Here is a 21018-nt window from a genome sequence, read left to right on the forward strand (position 1 = left end):
TTTTAGAGATTGATTGCTTCTCCTAAAGCCGCGCCGAAGGATTCCATCACAGTTTCTGAAAGTGTGGGATGTGCAAAGATCGTGGATGCGATTTCTTTCGCGGTTAGCTCCTGAGTGATACCGAGGGCGATTGCGGGTAAAAGTTCCGTAACTCCGGGACCAATGAGATGCGCTCCTAAAATTTCTCCGGAAGATTTATCCACGACCACTTTCGTAAAACCTCCCGTGTCTCCCATCGCTTTGGCCCTACCGCTTGCGATAAAAGGAAATTTTCCGACGCTGATCGTGTAACCCATATCGATCGCTTTTTTTCGGTGAATCCGATGGAAGCGACTTCGGGATGGCAATACGTACAACCCGGAATCGCATCGTAGTTGATCGGAAGATAGTTGAGAAGATGTGGATTTCCCGAGAGAATCGAGATCGCTTCTGCGGCCTTAATGCCTTCCATAGAAGCGACGTGTGCGAGAAGGGGAGGACCGTTACAATCTCCGATTGCATAGATATTAGGAACGCTCGTTTTGTATTGAGTGTCCGTCTTTACGAAACCTTTTTGTAAAAAGACGCCGATCTCTTCCAAGTTCATCGAGTCCGTGTTCGGAACGAGTCCGATGGAAACCAAAATTTTCTCAGTCTCCAATATTTCCCCGCTTTCCGGAAGATTTTTTCCTTTGAGAAGAACCTTTACTTTTCCGCTTTCGATAGCGGGGTTGGAAACTCCAACTCCGGTGAGAACTCGGATTCCTCTTTTAACGAAAGATTTTTCTAAAAATGCGGAGATTTCCTTATCTTCTATGGGAAGAATTTGATCCATCATTTCGACTAACGTGACTTTTGTTCCCATCGTAGAGTAAAAGTCCGCGAACTCGACCCCAATCGCGCCCGCGCCTATGATCAAAAGAGATTCCGGAATTTTTTCCTGAATCATCGCGGTTTTTGAGGAAAGAACCGCGGTTCCGTCAAAAGGTAAGCCGGGAAGTTCTCTGGCTCTTGCTCCGGTAGCGAGGATAAAATGTTTGGAAGTGATTTCTTCTTTGGAAGTATCTGGAAGCCAAATCGTATTCGAATCTTTGAATACTGCGCTTCCTTTTTTACGGGTGATCTTATTTTTGTTTAAAAGAAATTCCACGCCGGAAGCCATACTGTCTGCGACGCTTCTGGAACGTCGAATGATCGCGGGAAAATCGGGTTTGGCATTTGAAAGTTCAATTCCGTATTCTTTAGCGGAATATACCTTATCTAAAAGATGGGCCGATTCCAAGAGAGACTTTGTCGGAATACAACCCCAATTCAAACAGATTCCGCCGGGTCTTTCTTTTTCGACGATACATACGTTCATTCCTAATTGAGCGCCTCGGATTGCGGCGACATAGCCCCCTGGGCCCGCTCCGATAACAGTGAGATCGTAAGATTCTGGCATAAAATTCTCCGGAGTTATGGATAGGTTTTTATCAAGGTTGGGCAAGAATTTTTTGAAATCAAATAAACGTTCCTAAAAATTTTAGACAAAAAAGAGTCCGTTTTTTCGGAGAAATAGGAATTATTGTTTGGGGATGATGTGTTCACTATAAAAACTGTCATCTCTAACGATTCACTTGTTATTTTAAATTCAAATGAATAGTAAACGCGAAAGGGAGAATCGATTGAAAAGTGATTCTATTCAAAAAAACAGAAAGTTGTTGTGATCGTAGTTTTGATTTTTGCAACCTCATTCTTTCTTTTTTCAAGTTGCCGAACTACTGAATTCAAAATTCATTCCATAAAATTGGAACGAAGAGAAGCGGAGTATCTTTATTTTCGTTTAATTTCCGACGGATTGCGGCAAAAGAGGGATCAGTAAAAGGCATATTCTCGTCGATAGGCGTGGAGCACAATTGTAGCCTTTGTAATCGCTTCTGCTGAAACTCACGTTAAATTATTATTTCCTAATTTAGTAAAATTTAGAATATTGCGGAATTACAAGGTCTTGAAGCCGCAGATTATTTCATTAGATAAAGCTTATTCAACTAACACGATTAAGAGTAAGTTAAAAAAGGATAAAATTAAGTATCGAATTCCAAATAAGAAGAACGCTAAAAAACCAGAAAAGATTACTCCCTTAAAACCTTTTAGATGGACTGTCGAACGCACTTTTGCTTGGTTTAATGCTTTTAGGGGAATAAAAAACTTGTTGGGAATTCAAACTCCAAAATTACATCGCATTATTTCAACTCGTATCCGCTCTTATTTTATTTAGGATGTCTCGGAGATAGGTTTTGGGACACGCTCTAAAGAATAGAATTCAGCACTCGCAGTTGCGCCTTGCGGACAACTGGAGAAGAGCCAATTTTTTCTACCGACAACAAAGGGACGAATATCGTTCTCGACAAGATTCGTATTTTCTTTACGATCCATTCGGCCCCAACATTCTTAGAATCAATTTTTAAAATTTCAAAGAACTCTTGATAAAAATGGATGTCACAGATAATAAAACGGGTAAAGCACGCACTTGTTACCGCGCGGTCGTTTTCGCGTTGATTAATCTGACGGTGACCTTGGTTTGTGTTGAAGCGCTTCGGCAAAAAAGAACTGAAGAATTCCCCAAAAAATAAATTTCTATCAACTAAGAACTCTTTTTTTTCAGGACGAGGAGTATTCTTCCCGCGGAGTTTTTGAATTTAGCTTCGTTGAATCCGGAATAGATATGCATGATTTCAAATTTATGTCTGAGAATCATTCTTTCGATTTCGGGAAGATAAAAAACGCGCATAACGTGTTTATCTCGAATTTCTCTGGTGTTGATTTGGTAGATATAATTCACTTCCACCATTGTGGAGGTATCCGCCCTGACCAAACGGAAGCCTCTGTTTCTTTGAATCGTAGTGTTCTGGGATTTGATCTGAGTCACCGGAGTGATCGGTTTTCTTTTGATTGTTCGAAGAGGTTCTGCGTTCCAGATTTCAAGAATCGCTAGACCTGATGGTTTCAGATTTTGTTCCATGAGTTTGAGAGTGGAGTCAATTTCTTCGTTCGTCAAAAGGTAGTTAAACGAACCGAACAAACTGATGACACAGTCGAGAAGAGCACCGGACTGATAGGTTTGCATCGATGACACGTCGAACTTGCAATGGGAATATCTTTTTTTTGCTACGTCGATCATTCTGGGGGAAGAATCGATACCCTTGGGTCTGTAACCGAGAGATTGGAAATAACGAACGTGTTCTCCCGTGCCACAGCCCATATCAAGGATGGACATGATTCTATGTTTTCGAAAAAGGCGATCTAGAAATTTGGCTTCGGAATCGATTTTACGTGTGGGCTTTTCAATATCGAAATAGAATTCTGCCAGTTCATTGTACAACTTCATAAAAATTGGTTTAGAGGTCTTGAAATTTGCCCGTTAAATATATTAACGGCAATCCGCTTATGAAAATCCAATATTTCGGAATCATTTTCGTTTTTTTTAATTGTTCGTTTGGTGTTTTGGAAAGGCAGACGGGCGTAACCAAAAATTTATTTACCGGTGATACCTTGGTTTTTGGGGGGATCTCTGTTTCGCTTTTATTTCTGTTCGGTTTGGTTCTGAAGGGAAGCGTTCAAAAATCGCCATCGTCGAATCATCGCACTTCGAACGAAGACCGCGGAATAAATACGAACTCGACGATACAAGTTACAACTGAAACGGCCCAAACACAAATGTTGGAAACTCGTTTAGAAGAAACGAAAATCGAAAATTCGACGTTTCGAAATGGCGCCGAGCAAACAAATGCGGAACGAATCCTTTCTTCTTCCATACCAAAGCCGAATCAAATTCGTGCGGTTTGGAAACGGGAAATTCCTACGCATCCGGAATTAGTACTCGCGCACCAAAAATTTTTAGAACGGCTTAGTTCCCGTCTCGGCATGGTCGAAATCTATTTTTTAAGCGGTGACGTTTCGTTGCTTTTGGCATCCCGCAAGGGGAAAGTGTTTCATATTCCGGAATCTCCGGAAGAAAATATGCTGACCGAAAAAAGTTTAAAAGAGATCGGGGAAGGTAGAATTGAATTTACCGAAACTTCTGTATTTATTCCTCTGTCTACCGGAGTTCGGCCTTTCGGTTATCTCAAGATATTGTCGAATGAATGGAATTATTTGGATTCTAGAGAGTTTCAATCCTGGAAAGAGGAATACGAAGAGCAGGTTTCCATACAATTCGAATCCTCCGATCCGGAGACCGGATTCGGAAATCTACACGCGTTCGAATTGGATAAGATACGAGTTGATGAGAGTATTTTAATATTTGCAAGTATTCGGACGGATTCTCCTTCTCCTTACATTCTAAAATGGATATCTCTCTGGACTTCTAAGATACTTCGCAGACAGATTCGCTTTTATAGAATACGAAAGGACAGGATTGCATTTTTTGTCCTTCCGGAAGAATGGGAACACTATAGTAAAAACTTAAAGGAACTCGTGGAATCTCTGCAAAAGGAAGGTCATGATGTGGACCTCAATTTGGGGGTTTCCATCTTGGAAGAAAACAGGGAAGAATGGTCGATGAACGCGAGAAAGGCGCTCGGATTATCCATCGAAGAAGGACCGAACCGGTATATTTGTCTGTGAGTATCGATCCTTTACTTGACGAAAAATTTATTCTTACGATCTCCCAGATCTTTCCGGAATATCTGGAAAAAACTCTAAACGTAACCGCGGTGAGGGAGGCGTTCGGTCCTTCCAAGAATGAGGGACTCTGTTACGAAAATTGTACGATGGTTGAATTCAAGGGAGAGATCGAAGGAAAGTTATTTCTTGCGATGGACGGCTATACGAAATTGAAACTACTTCCCATGATTGCGAAATCCTTTCGCATAGATCCCACTATAAGAACGGATGCGCCTTCGATTCTGATGGAGTTTGCAAATCAGATCTGCGGTTTGTTGATTTCGGAAATAAAACTCGGAAGATTTCAGACCGATCTTTTACCGCCTGAAATGCTCAATCATAAACTGATACCGATCGATCTGGAAACACATAGACAATACATCCTTATCTATTTTTTGAAAGACTCCAAAGCAAAACAATATTTGGGAAGAGTATATCTCATTCTTTTAATGAAAAAATTTTAGGAACATTATGATTTATCGTACAAAAAAATATTCAATATCTCTAATTTATTTGATCCTTGGCGAGATGGGTGGGTTCGGAATGTTATTTTGGTTCGCATCGATTGGAATCATTTCGGACTTGATCATGGGAATCGCCGCTTTGATTCCTCCTTTATTTTTGATCTGCGTCTGCGGATTCGGGATTTATATACATTTCCAAAGGGCGAGAGCATTTATCGAAACGTCCATTCAAAAGATCGAATATATTTCTGTGAAAGGAAACGTAGTTTCGATTTTATGGGATGAAATTCGAACTTTGAAGATAATTCCCATGATTTTTCCGGGACGTTTGCCGACGCATGCCGCTGTTTATGAACTTTCCTCCGAGACGAAAACGATTCGATTTTGTCGCGATTACGGACTTCGTTTCGTGCCGGGTGCCGTCGACTATGTTCGACCGGACGTCTTGAACCTCCTGAGTTCGTGGAGAACGGATTCCCCTTTTGGGATTCTTTACGATAAAAAAACGATTCTTAAATTGATTTCCGAAATCGAAACTAAGACCGGGAAGAAATTTACGATCCATCTGAGATGACGGAACTCAAAAAAACGCCACGAGCCTAAAAAAGATGTGGAGATTTTAAACGGAATCCGAAAACTGCAACGCCGATGTATCTTTCCAATCTATCGCGGGGATTACCCTTCCTGCTCGACTATTCCGGAATCAAAACCCCCCGGCAAGCACACATAACGGAAACGAGTCTGGACCTACCAAATACCGTTTCGTTAAGGACGAAAGTGTTCGAAAGTCCGAACGATTTTCAAGTGCCGGTAATTTATCTCCAACACGGAATGAGTTTTAAAGGAATTGATGACGAGAGAATTCTCGCACTTGGAAATAATCTTGCAAATAGAGGATTTCGTGTTTATCTTCCGGAGCTTCCGGAAGTGAAAAACTTATTGATTCGTTCTGAAACGATCTCCAATATACGCGCCGCGTTTCTTCGGATTCACGCTTTGGAAAAACGTTCCGTATCCTATCTATCCGCAAGTTTTTCGGCCGGTATGGGTTTTGTTGCGTTAGCAAATCAGGAATGTCAGAAGGCATTGACTTCAGCGCTTTTGATAGGTACGTTTTCGGATTTCAGAAAAACTTTGCCGTTCGTATTGGAGAATTATGAGCTCGAAAGTTATGCGGTAAATGTGATGATGTACAATTACATTCATTTAATTCGTTCCCGATCAAAAGATTTGGAGGAATATTTTTTTGAATCGGCTTTGGACAACGGACTTTCCAGAACGAGAGATACGATTCGGGGGCCGAAGATTTTTTCTAGTTTAGATGAAGGGGACAAAAATTTCATAGAAAAGTTTTTGGAAAATTCGGATTTTCGAAAGGAAGTTGCGCTTGAGATCAAAGCGATTGTCCCGGAAAGTTTTGCGAAAGAGACTTCTCCCGCGTTTTTTGCGGATCGTTTTTTCAGACCTTGCTTTTTGCTCCATGGAAACGACGATTCTGTTATTTCTCCTCAAGAGTCCAAGGATCTTAGGGATTTGGTTTTAAAGAACAAAGATTCTTCCGTTTCCTTTTTGGAAACCGGTCTTTTGACTCATGGGGACCATCATCCTTTTTATTCTCGTTTGACTGAGATTTTTCCTATGGCGAAATTCTGGGGAGAATATCTTTTTTCCGCGAACCGTTCTTTTTAAACGTGGATTTTTTTAGAGCCTTACGGTCCCATCTTAGTTGCCGAATTAAATTTCGGTTCTTTTGTTTTTTCCGAAAAATCTGTTTTCGAAAATGTCTAAACTCGGGTAGGATTGTAGAAAAAATAGAAACCGATGTTTGTTGTTTTAAGCGGTGATAAAGTTCTCTTTTATTTATGATTGCTGTTAAAGCTTATTTTGGGAGTAGTTCCGATCATTCATAGCATGGTTCGTTGTTACTTTGGCTATTTCTAAAGGGCTGAATAGTTTTACAGTTTTAGTCTTCTTTGTGGTAGGAAATTGACAAGTTATAAGTAAAAAATAAGCTTTATTTCAAAGGGGTTTCTATATACTATATTTGGATTTCTTATTTCTCGGTTGAAACTAGGAGATAAGAAGGGAATGAGTTTATGACTAAAAGATTGAAATATCATGAATGCAAACAAGAAGCCTATAAATACGCCAACCCCAGAATCTCAAGTTTCTCCTATTTCCATTGATTCCGCGGTTTCTATCTCGATCTCTCCGGATCAACTTTCTGCAACGATAACGGTTCGGCCTTACAATCTGAAAGGGGAAGCCGTATCTAAGGATAAACTTTGGAATATCATTCTCGATTGGGGAATCCACACAGAAAGAATATTGGTCGATGAGGTTAGAAGAGTTTTGGCGTTGCTCGATGAAGCGGGCAAAAAAAAAGATTTCACTCCGATTAAAGTAGAAATTGCAAAGGGAGTGGCTCCGATTCCGGGAGAAAACGGCTGGGTCCGCTTTTATCATCCTATGGCAAAACGAGTCAAGCTGCTCGAAGATGGCAGGGCCGATTTCAGAAATATCGATCGTTATATCAATGTCAAAGTAGGGGAAAAACTTGCCTCGAAATTTGAGGGAACTCCGGGAACTCCCGGCTTTGACGTATTTGGCAATATCATACCGGCGTCTGCGATTAAAAAACCCAAACTTGTGATCGGTAATAACATCGATGAAAGGGCGAGTTTTGAAGAAGGAAAAGAACTTCAGGAATATTTCGCTTCCTGCAACGGAGTGATTTTTGTTACGGAAGTATCGATTACGGTATCTCCCGAACTTCAAATTGCCGGAAATGTGGGACTATCCACCGGAAACATCCAGTTTGATGGAAACGTAATCGTCCGAGGAGATATAGAGCCTAGTTCCGTTGTGGAATGTACCGGATCTCTTATCGTTTATGGAAACTTAGAAAGCAATGGGGTGAAGGTAGGACGGGATTTGATCGTTCATGGGGGGATCAAAGGTTCCGGTACGGAAATCATTCGAGTTACGGGAAGGATTCAGGCGAAGTTTATCGAAAATACACATCTTGAAACGGAAGGGGATATCGTTATAGAAGGGGCGATTCTGAATTCTACGATTGATGCTTTGGGTTCCATCGTTCTAAGCGGATCGAATGGAAACTTAGTTGCGAGTAAGATCAGAACCAACGAAGGAATTTCCGTTATTTCTTTGGGATCGAGTGCCGAATTGGACGTAACGGTGGAGCTTGGATTTCATTTTAAGAACGATCGCTCTTTTCAAGAGATCAGCAAAAAGATTCAGATGGGTGAGAAGGAGATGGAGAAGATTCTGCCTAAGATCCAACAGATCAAACATATGGTTCAACGTTCCCGGGGAAATCTTCCGGAAGACAAAAAGACCGCTTTTAAAACAATATTTGAAGACTATAACAAAAAATTAAAGATTTTGAATCTTCTGAAATTCAAACAGGACAGTTTAAAAAGTGCGCGCTTTAATTCCAATGCCGTAAGACTTGCCGTTCAAAAGGGTGCGTTTCCCGGAGCGGTGATTCACTACAGAAGACAAGTCGAGAAAATCACGAAGTTCCAATCTTCTTTTATGATGGTATTCGAACCGGGACAGGAGAAAGCCGTGATGGTTGCGCTGCATACGAAGTAGTTCAATCGAAATTTCCTAGAAAAGAAATTTGAATCAGAGTTTGTCTCAAAACCTTAAAAGAAATCAGTTGCAATCATTCAGTAAGTTTGTAATAAACGCAAGAGTTCCCACAGATTATTTGCGAAAAAATTAGGCCGAACTCACGTTAAGTTAAGGTTTTGTGGGAAATTTAAGATTTTCTAATATTCTTTCGTCGTTGTGGGATTTTATAGAAAGGTCTTTCTGAGATTTTCTTCTGTTACGGGAGAGACGATTCCTTTTTCGGTGATGATTCCCGTAATGAGAGAGGCTGGTGTCACGTCGAAGGAAGGATTGAGAGCCCTCGTTCCGTTGGGTGCGATCACACCTTCGCTCAAAAGAGGTTTTCCTTTTTCATCTTTCAAAAATCCGAACGAAGTGACTTCGTCTTCTTTTCTCATTTCGATAGGAATATGACTTCCGTCGGGAATTCTAAAATCCATACTTTTAGAGGTTGCAGCCACGTAAAAAGGAACTCCGTGGTGTTTGGCGATGATGGCTAAAGGATACGTTCCGATCTTATTGGCGGTGTCTCCGTTGGAAGCAATTCGATCCGCGCCTACGATGACCGCGTGAATCTTTCTGGAAAACATCACCCAGCCGGCCATATTGTCCGTGATAAGATATGACGGAATTCCTTCCTCTTTCAATTCCCAGGCGGTTAAGCGCGCCCCTTGAAGATACGGTCTGGTTTCATTCGCAAAAACAGTGAGAGAGTGTCCCGCGTCGCGGAGAGACCGTATAACACCTAACGCAGTCCCGTGTCCTGCGGTGGCGAGTGCGCCCGTGTTACAGTGAGTGATGATATTCAAGGAAGAAGGAGACTTGGGAAAGAGTGAAAGAGCGTTTTTAGAAAGGGTTAAGTTATTCTCTAAATCTTCTTCGAGCATAAAGAGCGCAAATTCTTCCGCGCTCTTTTGCATCTTTTTTAAATTAGCGGAGGAATAATCCGTTTCCGGAAAACGGGAAACGAATTCCTCTATCACAAGTCTAAGGTTGACTGCGGTCGGTCTGGATTCTAAGAGTTCGTCGAGTTTTATTTTGAGTTCGGAAAAGGTCGGTTTGGAGGATAGGCCATTTAAATACAATGCGATTCCAAAGGCGCCGGTAATTGCAATTGCGGGAGCCCCCCGAACGACCATTTCCCGAATTGCAAAAATACAATCTTCCAATGTTTTTGCCGTCAAATAGGAAGTGGTTCCGGGCAGGACCCTTTGATCCAAAAGGATCAGTTCTTTGTTTGTCCAAAGAATAGGTTTTAATCCTGATTCCTGCATTTTTTTCTTCCCGACTCTAAAGGTTGAGGTCCGATTTTTCGATTTAAAGAATGTGATTGAAAAATCATTCTCCTTACTCCCGGAGAATGTAGGAAACCCGGGGCGGTTTATTGCCCCGGCTTAGCCTGCTTGACTCTCTAACCACAATTCATATTCTATCCAATATGGCAAAAAGAAAATACCGAAACGGAATATCTCTTTTCGGTTATTCCATTTTTCATCCGATCAACCTGTTATTGATCGCGAACGTTTTTGTTTATATAGTTCAGCTTCTTGCCGGTGGAACTGGAATTTTAGAATATTACTTTGCGTTAACTCCTTCTAGGGTTTTTCAGGGATACTATTGGCAGATTTTTTCATACGGATTTTTACATGAGGCATACGGTATTCCTTTTGCGCATTTGTTCTTCAATATGTACGTATTTGTGATGTTCGGAGGATTGATCTGTAAATACATTCCCGCTTGGAAGTTTACGTTTATCTATGTGGCGGCGATCTTAATGGGAGGAATTTCTGTCATACTCGCACCTGTGTTCGTTCAAATATTAGGAATTCACTATCCTATGGATCTCTTTCATACAACGACACTCGGCGCGAGTGGGGGAGTTACCGGAATTCTCGTTTTGTTTGGAATTTTATTTCCCGAAACGGAGGTGTTTCTCATCTTCTTTAGAATGAAAGCACGTTATGCGGCTTGGATTTTCGTGGGAGGCGGTTTTGTTGCGGACATCGTTTCCGTGTATTACTTTCATTCTCCCTTTGTGGTAAGCAATTCCTGTCATTTGGGAGGAGCGATCGGTGCGACTCTTGCTGCTCCTTGGATTTTGAAGGACGGTTTCCTTAACTCCGGGAAAATCTTTCTTAAAAAAACGGCTCAAAAAAATTCTCCTTCCAAACCGAAGGTTCTCTCTTTGGAGGAGAATTTGGATTCTCAAACGAAAAAGAATCAGGAATTGCTAAATGAGCTTACGCAAAGTATTACCTATTCCGAGAAGAAAAAAATTTTGACTCCTTTGCAGCAAACGAACGTGAATTTATGTCCTCCGCCTACTTTCCAACCGCAAGATCCTTTTTGTCTGCGCTGTGAATGGCTTCCGAACTGCGCTCTAAGAAAGCTAAAGACGGATCAAGAGCCTGATTTCGGGAAAATTTGATTCCCTAAAATTTTTCGTTCTACCATTTGCAGGAATGGAAATTCGGTATTCTTTTGGAAGGGAATTTTCTTTCGTGATTTTTAAAGTTTACTACAAAATCGGGAAGGATACGCTTGATGAAAGTAGGAAAAAACGATCTGTCTGAATCTATCTCATTCAAATTTAAAGTTTTTCCTTCCAGATAATTTTTCTCGGATGGTTGTCAGGAACATTAGGAATGAATTTTTAACACGGTCGGAGTGCGATTTTCGAGCTCCAATCGAAAGATAATTTTTTTCCTGGAAAATTCGTCTTATAAACTATTATTGGTGGAGAGAGAACTATATTTTCCGATAAGATAATTAGATGAATGAATTTAAAGATAGAGATAGGGTGTGATTGTGACTCAGAATAAGAAAAGCGCTTTATTCGATATTTTAAAACGCGAAAAGCTTGAGAAGATGAGGAAGAAGGATCCTTCTGTTCCCAACGAAAAGCTTCAAACCCCCACTTCCGAGAACGTTTCCGAAAAATCCTCTACGGACAAAAAAGAGACTCAAGGATCGAAAATTTATAAGACCATGGACGAGGTCAAACTGGATATTCGATATTATTTTTTAGAGGACGAATATAAGGAAAAAATAGCCGCGATTTATATCAAAAACGAGATTCAATTGGATAAGCTCGGAGTTGATCCGAAAAAGTACTTGGATTATGCGAGAGAAAGTTTTGATCGATACAAACAACTGAATAAAAAAATGCCTCTGGAACCGATGAATAAAAAGTCTTGGGATCATGTCGAGAGGAGCTTAAACGAATTGATTTCCAAACTTCTGGAGAAATTTGTTAAGTAAATACTGAATCTAAAGTTAAATCTTGATTGAGGGTGGGATTTTAGGTTCGAGTCTGAAGAACTGTTTGATAACTTCATCCGGAAATGGAATATAAAAAAAGCCGCATACAATTGCGGCTTTTTTTATTTCTACGGATTCAATTCGAAATCAGTTGAAAAATCTTTTATTTGCTTCTTCGGGGACGGAAATTCCGGTAAGTTTTGCTTTTTGAAGAATTTCCCAAAAATATCTGTAAGTCGCACGGTCGTGAAGATCTCCCGCGTACTGAATCGGTCCCCATTCCGCATTTTGCGCTTGGATGAGAATTTCAGCTGCAGTTTGAACCTCGCTGTAATCCGGAGCCATTGCGTCGAGGATCGCTTGGATCTGAGTCGGATAGATCGACCACATTCGCAGGAAACCAAAATCGTCGTGGGCACGTTTTGCATCTTTGTACGTTTGGTATTGATTTTTAAGGTCAAGAGTTACGTTGTGCGCCGGGATTACGCCGTTTGCAAGAGCCGCGGCGACTAGGTTCGCTTTTCCTCTTCTCAAAAGTTCGTGTTCGAATTGCCCAGGGCTTTTCATACAAGAAGCGGGAATTGCTCCGTGATGTCCGGAGATAAAGTCCATTAAACCAAAGTCAAGAACTTGTAACCAAGGAAGAGCCGCGATTTTTTCGACTTCTTGAAGGGCACCGTTGGTTTCGATCAATACGTGAATTGGAATTTCCCTTTTGATTCCCGCCTTCTGAACGGACTTTTGAATGTAAGTGATCATTTCCTCTACCTGAGCCGCGCGGGTAGGTTTTGGAATGGTGATGTATGCGATTTTTTCTCCCGCGCCCGGAACAATGATGTCTACGTCTTGTTTCCAGAATGCGTTTGTATAGTCGTGGATTCTGACGCCGCTCATTTTGTGTTTGTTCAGTTCGCTGTTTTGAAGACGGACAATCAGTTCCGCGTGTTCTTTTTCTTTTCCGGTTTGTGCTCCGTCTTCGCAGTCCATTGTGATGTCGAAAAGACCGCCGAGTTTATTTTGGAGTTCGAGCGCTTTTGCAATCAGCTTTTCGGAACCTGCAAAATGTTCACAAGCAGGAATGATAGGGAAAGGCTTTTCTCCTTCGAAGAGCGCCTCTCTTGGATGAGTCAATTTAGACATAGAGATACCTTTAATTCTGGTTTCGAGCCTGCAAGTGAGGGTGAAAAGGCTCTAAATACAGGTTTCGAAAGTGCGGGCCTCTGTAAACCGATTTTCCGAAGTATCAAGCTTCCAGGAGTTTGAGAATGACTGCTTTCTGGGCATCCAAACGATTCTCGGCTTGTTGGAAGATAATGGATCGGTGACTGAGGACGACTTCTCTGGTGATTTCATAACCCGCATGGATTGGCATATCATGCATTACTTTTGCATTCGTTTTTTCCATCAAAGAAGAATTGATCTGGTACGGCATCATGAGTTCCATTCTTTGTTTTTTCTTATCCGCGTAAGAAGGATCGTTGAAAAATTCCATATCTAGCCAAGTGTCTGTGTAGACGTAGTCCGCATCTTTTACCGACTTTTCCAGATTTTGTTCCCAAGTAAGAGTTCCTTTCGACTTGGCTCTTTCCACTGTCTGGGGGTGAATGTTTTCCTTTTCCGCGATCGGCGTTACGAGAGTCAGATGGATTCCGAGTGCGGCGGTGATTCCGATAAGGGAATTGACCACATTGTTATGAACTCCGATGTAGGTTAGTTTCGTTTGATTGAGGGGACGTTCCGGGTCATCGAGTGCGATCGTCATGATATCCGCGAGAGATTGACAAGGATGAAACATGTTATCGCATCCGTTGATAACCGGAACTTGAGAGCCGTTTTTCATCAAAAGAAGATCCTCGTGTTTTTTCAGACGGGCCATGATGACGGAAACGTTTCTGGAAAGATATCTTGCTTCTAGATCGATATCGGAAAGTTGAAAGTTAGACGCCATCCAATCCAGGTAAATTCCATGTCCTCCCATTTCGGTCATGGCGACTTCGAAGGAAACCCTGGTTCTTGTGGAAGTTTTCTGAAAGAGCATGGCTAAAGAACGGCCGCTTAGATGACCCGCGTAGTTGACTCGATTTTTCTTTACATGGATTGCAAAGTTAAGTAGACCCTGAATCTCGGAGTCCGACCAATCTTCCCAGGATATCAGATGTTTTACATTGCTTTCGATCATAAGAGTTATGTACAGAAAACAAAATCGAAGTTGTTTCGTAAATGAAAAAGATATCGAACGACCCATAGATGGTAAGTCCTTCTTCTTTGATTTTTAGAATTTCGAAAGAATCGTTGAATCCGTCTATTTGTAGTTTTAAACCTTGGAGATCTCTTGAGGGGGTAAGGGGAATTCTTTACATCTGTTTACCTACTTTTAATTGATATAAAGAATATAGCGGATCTCTGTTACATTCTATTTACTCGAACAATACGAATGGATAAAAAGCGAAAGATGTAGGAATTCCCACAAAGATCTCTTCGTTTTAATTGCTGACAGTTGACTTTGTAAAGAAAATCTGGAAAGAGCGCGGAGCAAAGTAATGAGCGACACAGTGGAACAAAAACCGAATCAATCTATCGAAGAGGAAACTCGAAGAAGGAGGACATTTGCAATCATCGCTCACCCGGATGCTGGAAAGACGACTCTTACGGAAAAACTTCTTCTATATGGAGGTGCGATCCAACTCGCAGGAGCCGTTAAGGCTCGTAAGAATCGGAAAGCCGCCACCTCTGATTGGATGGAGATGGAAAAAGAAAAAGGGATTTCCATCACTTCCGCCGCACTTCAGTTCGAATACAACGGACATGTTCTCAATCTATTAGACACACCCGGTCACGAAGATTTTTCGGAGGATACATATCGCACTTTGATCGCAGCGGATACCGCGGTGATGGTGCTCGACGCTGGAAAGGGAGTCGAGCCTCAGACGATCAAGTTATTTAAAGTTTGTAGAGATCGTGGAATTCCGATTGTAACCTTCATTAACAAGATGGACAGACCAACGAAAAATCTTTTCGTTCTTTTGGATGAGATTGAAAAGGTTCTCGGGATTTCCGCCGTGCCTATGGTGTGGCCGATCGGAACCGGTGTGGATTTCAGCGGAGTTTATTCCCGCAAAGATAAGAAAATTCTAACATACGATAAGACACCCGGAGGAAGTCAAAAATCTTCCTTTCAAACCTCCGGTATAAACGATCCGGAACTTGATTCAAGATTCGAAGACTGGGTTATCAAATCCTTTCGGGAAGAATTGGAACTTGTAGAAGGGGGAATTTCAGAGTTCAGTCAAAAAGACTTTTTAGATTCTAAAATTACTCCCGTTTTCTTCGGTTCCGCGGTGAATAACTTCGGAATTCAATTATTCTTAGATGAGTTCATCAAAATTGCACCTCCGCCGTTATTTTTTCCTTTGAAAGACGGGTCCCGTTTGGATCCGATCCATACGCCGTTCAGCGGTTTTATCTTTAAGGTTCAAGCGAACATGAATCGCCAGCACCGAGATAGAATTGCGTTCTTAAGAGTGACTTCCGGTAAGTTTGAAAGAGGACTGAACGTGCTTCATGGAAGATTGGGAAAATCCGTAAAACTTTCCTCTTCTTTTGCTTTTTTCGGTCAGGATAGAAATACGGTCGATGAGGCGTATCCGGGGGACATCATCGGTCTCGTAAATCCGGGAACGTATGCGATCGGGGATATAGTCGCTTCTTCTAAGGTTCCCGATTTAAAATCTCTTCCCGTATTTGCGCCCGAACTTTTTGCAACGATTTCATCCACCGATACGGCGAGTATGAAAAGCTTTCGAAAAGGGATCGAGCAGCTTGCCGAGGAAGGAATTCTTCATTTGTTCTCTTCTCAGACGATCGGCGGAGGTCTACCCATTATCGGTGCAATGGGACAACTTCAGTTTGAAGTTTTTAAGAGAAGGCTCTTAGACGAATACAACGCGCCTTCTACGATCACCGTTCTTCCTTATGTAATCTCTTGTTGGATTGGCCGGGAAGATCTGGCAAAGGTTCCGTCTTCGGCCAACCTAGTCACCGATCGGGGAGGAAGGGCCGCTCTTCTCTTTGATACGGAATGGGACAAGGGGTATTTTCAGAAGAAAAATCCCGAAATAACTCTTTTAGATTATCCTCCGACTGTATAACGAAATTTTCAGACGGTGAAAAAAGTTTCGGGGATAGTAAGAATTCGATTCTTTTCGAAGTCTTAGATATTGTATTTGCACCAGATGTCTTTGAGGCGAAGATACTTTTAGAAGTTCCTTCGCCTATTTTTTACCGGGTTCTTATTTCCGTTTTTCTAATATTTGGATACTTTCATTTCGTTTCGCTTAGGATCGTAGGTAAATGAAAGATCAGGTTTCTTCTGGCGGTCGTAGCCAGGTTGTCTTCTCCGTTTGTTGCGTTCGGTCTGTCTGCCGCATCCAATTGAGGAGAGAAAACGTTGTCCGCAGCGGTCGAATCCCAAAAAAGAACTCTGTCCAAGGAAACGTTAAAAAGGAGATTTCCTTTTTCCCCTTTAGAATTGTTCAGATCCACGACAAGAATGTACGGATCGTCTTTTTTCAAAGAGTTGGCCGAAGTCGGTAATTTGAATTTCAACTTCTGAGAACTATCCGTATAAGGAACTCCGGAAAAATTTTCAGCCGGATTTAAAGAATTGAATCCGAACGCCGCGTTGGTACTGATGCCGTCGGGCATTTTTAAAAGAGAACCGCTGGACGCATCGATAAAAGATTCAAAAAACGAGTAAGGTTTAAACTCATTTTGGGGAAGTAATTCCGGAAACATAAGGCTCGGAGAAGTCACAAACGATTGGGGAGATTGGTGATCGAATATGACCGGCGAAACGTCTCCTCTTTCCGCAAAGACGGCGTTTTCCATTCCGGGAAATGTTGGCGGAGTCGGCTTATTCAGGATCAAATCCACGTAACGGTACGCGTTTTCGGGAAGATCTGTCGGATTAAAATAATACCGAAACGCTCGGATGACCAATCCGACTCGGTCGTAGTCTTCCTTTTCGTTCTGCGGGATTTGGTTTATCGGAAGACTTGACTTCATTGTCCCATTGAGTCCCGTTATACTCTTTCCCTCAAATGCGGTGCATACGCCGCTACCGAACGGCCCCGTCATATTGAATGAAACAAAATTAGCATTTTGTAAAGTTTCGCTTCCTCTGGCCGGTCCTCCTTTTGCCACGGATTTGTAGGCGACGATTTGACAGATTTGGATTTCGGCGGCTTGCGGAGTTAAAAACTTATCGTTAAATCCGTCTCCGTTCCCGTCCCCGTAGTTTTGGGGATTATCACCGGCTAAGTCCGTTAAGAATGCGGGGCCTTGTCCGACCGCCTCGGGGAGCGTTAAAAAACGGGAGGAATCTTTGGTTCTTGCCACCAGTAAATTCGTTGTATTCGAGAATTTAAACTCAGCCGTTCCGTTCGGACCCGATAAAAGCGCGGCCATCAGTAACAGTTCTTTATTGTCGTCTTTTTCTTTTTTACAATCCGTAACCAGGAATAATGCCGCGATTGCGAAAGCCGTGATCGCCAGCGTTCCTCTCTGCAATTGGTTTTTATTTTGTTTCATCGTGTAAACCTCCAATGAAATTCAGAAGAAATATAGGGGGTTCGAACACGAAGTGGGACATGCGTATTGAAAAAAATCGGGGTTTTATGGTCGGTCGGTTATTTTTTTAATTTTATTTCAAAAGTTTTTTACTAGGCTTTTCTGGTTCCTATATAATAGAGTTTCTAAAATTTCGTTTTTAAACGGAGATTTGCGTTAAAATTGACGATCTGCTCCTTTGTGTGGAGACCGGTAAAGATGTTGTTATACGGTGCAAATGGTAGAAAATCGTCGCAAAAATAAATTTCGACGATATAAAACGGCTTTTATAAGAAAAAAGAGGAAACTACATCGAAAGCATTGTCTTAAAATTTTCTCAAGGTTATACGAAAGGATAAAAACTTGAAATTCGACTTGATACGATTTACAATTTTAGAATTGTAAATGAGTTTTTAGGACGGTAGAATTTCGGAAAAGATCGGTTTTTTAGGAAAATATGATTTTAAAAAGATTCCAACGCATCTACGCACAAGAGCCGTTTATCCTAAGAGTGAGAGCTTTATACTTGCTTTTCTTTAACGCTATAATTTTTACTTTTGCCAGTTTAACATTTATTTTTTTTTCTATGAGAAGGAGAAGAGTTATCGTCCCAGTTATATATTATTTATATCCGCATCGTTCGTTGCGATTTTGTTGCTCTGGTATGGAAAATACAAAAAAGCATTAGTCATCACTTTGTTTTCGGTCGTAATAGGCGTTAGTTGGGCGTTGATTTTCGGAAATCCTGCCGGAAACGTAATACCTAGTCTTTCCGTTCTTGTTATCTTATTTTTGTTGTTCACGAATATTCGAACGACGATGTATGTTTCAGTATATTCGTTTATTTTAATGTTTTTGTTTTTTTACAAACTCAATTCAAAAAATATGTTAAACAGCGTTTTTGCCATGGATTCCATATTAGGTTTTTTTATTTTTTCGACCCTTGCCTTTTTAACGGTCAATCTTTTGAATTCTTACATTAAGGAAAAAGACGAACTGATCAAGGAAATCCATCACAGGGTGAGGAATAATCTTCAAGTTCTGAGCGGACTTGCTGATCTTCATCGAGACGACAAATCGGATTTACAAAGGGTATTATTCGAATTTCAGAATCGAATTCTCGCGATGTCGGAAGTGCATAATTACATGTACAAATCCGACAACTATCATAGTATAGAATTTTCGAGTGTGATTGAAAGGATCATAGAAAATCTGAAAAACAAACATAAGGAATCGCAAGTAGTGATCCGCAATTATTCGGAAAGAATCGATCTACCGATCGAGACCGCGATTCCTTGTGCGATGATCTTCAACGAACTTTTGAACAATTCATTGACACACGCCTTTAAGGAATCGCAGGATCCGAACATAGAGATTCGTTTTTCTAAAAACGGAGAAAATTACAAATTAATCATAAAGGACAATGGAGTGGGAATGGCAACCCCCGTTGATTTAAAAAAACCGAATACGACCGGGTTTACTTTGATTCATATTCTTTCCAAACAGATTCGAGCCAATTTCGAACTTTTCAACGATCGGGGTTTGGTCGCCGTTTTGGAATTTTGATCTGGTTTTTAATAATTTTCAAAGTTCAGTCTGTTTCAAAAAATTGCAAACTTGCTCATTCTGTTCGAATCGAAATTTCTTTTGACGAGTAAAGATACGCGTTCCAAAGTCTCATCCAACATTCCTTATGTTGATTTGTGTTCTCTAAGTAATGGTCCCATAAAATTTTGCAAGCGCTTCGGATGCAGATAGAATGTACAAACGATCATTCGTTTAACATTCAAAGCGATTTGTTAGAACGTTAGATTCGTGTCTTACTACTCAGACGCATGAAAATGGTACCAAAAATTAACGGACGGTTTTTACAAAGATATAGAAGCGCTCACAAAATTGCGACGAATCCAGAATTGTTGGCTTTTTTTGAAGAAGATCTAACATTCTAAATTTTGAAACAAACTTATTACAGTATTCTTTTCATGCGTCCGAGTAGTAAATCTTGAAAACCTGATTATAGGGACCTAAGAAAAGAATTCTATAAGAACCTGCCCTAAAAGAAACTAAAGTATCTCACTTCCTGAATGCCGCCTCATAAGAAGGCATTCGCTGAAGTTTTCCGGGGGACAGGTTCTTGCAGCTTGATCTTTCTGATAAAGCAAAAAACTCAAGAGCCGTCACTCTCTAAGGATCGCTTCTACAGGTTTTGGGACGCTGTAAGTTGATGTAGGTTTATTCAGGAGCTATATTTGTTTTTATTAGAATTGTGTTGACAAATTTGTAATTTTATTTTATATTTCGCCCCTTGATAAGGAGAAAAAAATGAAACAAATCTTCGGTACTTGGATTATCGCCTTACTACTATTAGGCGGATGTACGGAACAAGGCAGCGGTGGAAAAGACGTTTCCACTTTGCTTTCGTTACTTTCCGGTAAAACTTCGTTGGATCTTACAAATCATCTTCAGAGGTCGTCTGCGATCGTATTTTCCGGTATTACGTATTACGTCGACGCATTGCATGGGAGCGATTCTAATACTGGAATCGCACCTTCTCTTCCTTTTAAAACCATTACGAAAGCCGCGTCTTTGGCGGCAAGCGGTGACGGTATTTTGGTTGCGGCGGGAACGTATAATACGGCGTTAGGCGAAGTATTTCCGATTAAAATTGCAGATGGTGTTACGATACTCGGAGACGAACAGAGTAAAGGAAACACCGGTGGGATGTATTCCTACTATTCAGGTTCCGGAACGTATGGTAATCCTGGACCCACGTTTGTTCAGGGCGGGGCGAATCTAGTCACAACTGTCTTTTATCCTACCTTCGTTTTAGGAAATAATTCCGTCCTTGGGGGATTTAAAATAACCAATCCAATCACAAATTCAAGAGCTGAAGCCGTTTTGTTGAATAATGTGAGCGGGGCGACAGCCAGAAAAAACACGTTGACAACCGACTTTACTGGAGGACGCAGCGTTTACATTTATTCTAAAGACGCAGGCGGAAATCATACGATTGCGGATAATATTATAAAGTATAACACAGTCGGAATTGAAGCAGGGGCTGCACTTTTGACTAGCCGTGTAGAAAACAATTGGATCAGCAACAATTACTATGGAATTCTTATGAGTGATTCTATGTTGGATTTAGGCGGTGGTATTAGAAAAAGTGTCGGACAAAATTGGATCTTTTGCAATACGGCGCATGATCTAATTATAAGTCCATATCCAATTGAAAACAGTTGGTTACCCGATTTGTTTGCAAAGAATAATATTTGGGACCATAAGTCCCCTACGATTGAAACTTCCAATTCCGGGGTGCCTGCGGACATTTATAACCATGATAATTTGACCAATCTTCATTTGGATAACTCTTATTTGGTGGCTCCGTCGTTGTGTACGCCTTAAGGTCTTCGTTTGTTCGTTATTC

Annotated in this window: 14 protein-coding genes and 4 pseudogenes; 11 read left to right on the forward strand and 7 right to left on the reverse strand. The window is 41.2% G+C overall.

Going from position 1 to position 21018, the window contains the following annotated elements:
- Nucleotides 1-2 precede the first annotated feature (2 nt).
- A pseudogene (lpdA, locus tag LEP1GSC062_RS09440) lies at nt 3-1420 on the reverse strand (dihydrolipoyl dehydrogenase).
- A gap of 388 nt (nt 1421-1808) precedes the next feature.
- Between lpdA and LEP1GSC062_RS23090 the strand changes: the two are divergent.
- Nucleotides 1809-2252, forward strand: a pseudogene (locus LEP1GSC062_RS23090) (transposase); the annotation flags it as partial.
- Between the two features lies 1 nt (nt 2253).
- On the opposite strand, the pseudogene LEP1GSC062_RS23095 reads toward LEP1GSC062_RS23090, so the two are convergent.
- A pseudogene (locus LEP1GSC062_RS23095) lies at nt 2254-2379 on the reverse strand (IS66 family transposase); the annotation flags it as partial.
- A gap of 223 nt (nt 2380-2602) precedes the next feature.
- Nucleotides 2603-3346, reverse strand: coding sequence for a class I SAM-dependent DNA methyltransferase (locus LEP1GSC062_RS09450; protein ID WP_020984095.1), 744 nt, complete (start codon nt 3344-3346; stop codon nt 2603-2605).
- Nucleotides 3347-3405: 59 nt separating this feature from the next.
- On the opposite strand from LEP1GSC062_RS09450, the gene LEP1GSC062_RS09455 reads away from it, so the two are divergent.
- From LEP1GSC062_RS09455 to LEP1GSC062_RS09475, 5 genes are all read left to right on the forward strand, one after another.
- Nucleotides 3406-4584: a hypothetical protein gene (locus LEP1GSC062_RS09455; RefSeq protein WP_020984076.1), complete on the forward strand. Its 1179-nt coding sequence runs from the start codon at nt 3406-3408 to the stop codon at nt 4582-4584.
- Nucleotides 4575-5087, forward strand: a complete 513-nt coding sequence (locus LEP1GSC062_RS09460; protein ID WP_010578785.1) for a chemotaxis protein CheX — start codon at nt 4575-4577, stop codon at nt 5085-5087. The genes LEP1GSC062_RS09455 and LEP1GSC062_RS09460 overlap by 10 nt, the downstream gene beginning before the upstream one ends.
- Nucleotides 5088-5094: 7 nt before the next feature.
- Complete coding sequence (locus LEP1GSC062_RS09465; RefSeq protein ID WP_010578786.1) at nt 5095-5661, forward strand: hypothetical protein; 567 nt, start codon at nt 5095-5097, stop codon at nt 5659-5661.
- A gap of 74 nt (nt 5662-5735) precedes the next feature.
- On the forward strand, nt 5736-6776 hold the full coding sequence (locus tag LEP1GSC062_RS09470) for a hypothetical protein (RefSeq protein WP_010578787.1): 1041 nt from the start codon (nt 5736-5738) through the stop codon (nt 6774-6776).
- Nucleotides 6777-7205: 429 nt separating this feature from the next.
- The gene (locus LEP1GSC062_RS09475) at nt 7206-8705 is read left to right on the forward strand and encodes a DUF342 domain-containing protein (RefSeq protein WP_020984023.1); all 1500 of its coding nucleotides are present in this window, start codon (nt 7206-7208) and stop codon (nt 8703-8705) included.
- A 206-nt stretch (nt 8706-8911) separates the two neighbouring features.
- Here the strand turns inward: LEP1GSC062_RS09475 and mtnA are convergent, their stop codons facing one another.
- Nucleotides 8912-10000, reverse strand: a complete 1089-nt coding sequence (mtnA, locus tag LEP1GSC062_RS09480; protein ID WP_020984046.1) for an S-methyl-5-thioribose-1-phosphate isomerase — start codon at nt 9998-10000, stop codon at nt 8912-8914.
- A gap of 164 nt (nt 10001-10164) precedes the next feature.
- Between mtnA and LEP1GSC062_RS09485 the strand changes: the two genes are divergently transcribed.
- Nucleotides 10165-11154 (forward strand): rhomboid family intramembrane serine protease, encoded by a 990-nt coding sequence (locus LEP1GSC062_RS09485; protein WP_020984015.1) that lies wholly within the window; start codon nt 10165-10167, stop codon nt 11152-11154.
- Nucleotides 11155-11534: 380 nt separating this feature from the next.
- Entirely contained in the window at nt 11535-11987 is a 453-nt protein-coding gene (locus LEP1GSC062_RS09490; RefSeq protein WP_020984033.1) for an LIC11177 family protein, read from the forward strand.
- A 147-nt stretch (nt 11988-12134) separates the two neighbouring features.
- Here the strand turns inward: LEP1GSC062_RS09490 and LEP1GSC062_RS09495 are convergent, their stop codons facing one another.
- Together LEP1GSC062_RS09495 and LEP1GSC062_RS09500 are read right to left on the reverse strand one after the other, a co-directional pair.
- Nucleotides 12135-13127, reverse strand: coding sequence for an HpcH/HpaI aldolase/citrate lyase family protein (locus tag LEP1GSC062_RS09495; protein ID WP_020984113.1), 993 nt, complete (start codon nt 13125-13127; stop codon nt 12135-12137).
- Nucleotides 13128-13230: 103 nt separating this feature from the next.
- Nucleotides 13231-14166, reverse strand: coding sequence for an ornithine carbamoyltransferase (locus tag LEP1GSC062_RS09500; RefSeq protein ID WP_020984030.1), 936 nt, complete (start codon nt 14164-14166; stop codon nt 13231-13233).
- A 361-nt stretch (nt 14167-14527) separates the two neighbouring features.
- On the opposite strand from LEP1GSC062_RS09500, the gene LEP1GSC062_RS09505 reads away from it, so the two are divergent.
- Nucleotides 14528-16135, forward strand: coding sequence for a peptide chain release factor 3 (locus LEP1GSC062_RS09505; RefSeq protein WP_010578792.1), 1608 nt, complete (start codon nt 14528-14530; stop codon nt 16133-16135).
- A 172-nt stretch (nt 16136-16307) separates the two neighbouring features.
- Here the strand turns inward: LEP1GSC062_RS09505 and srpA are convergent, their stop codons facing one another.
- Nucleotides 16308-17576 (reverse strand): sigma factor sigX-regulated lipoprotein SrpA, encoded by a 1269-nt coding sequence (srpA, locus tag LEP1GSC062_RS09510; RefSeq protein ID WP_010578793.1) that lies wholly within the window; start codon nt 17574-17576, stop codon nt 16308-16310.
- Between the two features lie 475 nt (nt 17577-18051).
- Between srpA and LEP1GSC062_RS09515 the strand changes: the two are divergent.
- Both LEP1GSC062_RS09515 and LEP1GSC062_RS09520 read left to right on the forward strand, forming a co-directional pair.
- Nucleotides 18052-19160 (forward strand): annotated as a pseudogene (locus LEP1GSC062_RS09515) (sensor histidine kinase).
- A gap of 756 nt (nt 19161-19916) precedes the next feature.
- A complete protein-coding gene (locus LEP1GSC062_RS09520; RefSeq protein WP_010578795.1) occupies nt 19917-20996 on the forward strand; it encodes an LIC10774 family surface protein in 1080 nt (359 codons plus the stop codon).
- Nucleotides 20997-21018: the final 22 nt, after the last annotated feature.

The organism is Leptospira alexanderi serovar Manhao 3 str. L 60, assembly GCF_000243815.2.
Lineage (GTDB): Bacteria > Spirochaetota > Leptospiria > Leptospirales > Leptospiraceae > Leptospira > Leptospira alexanderi.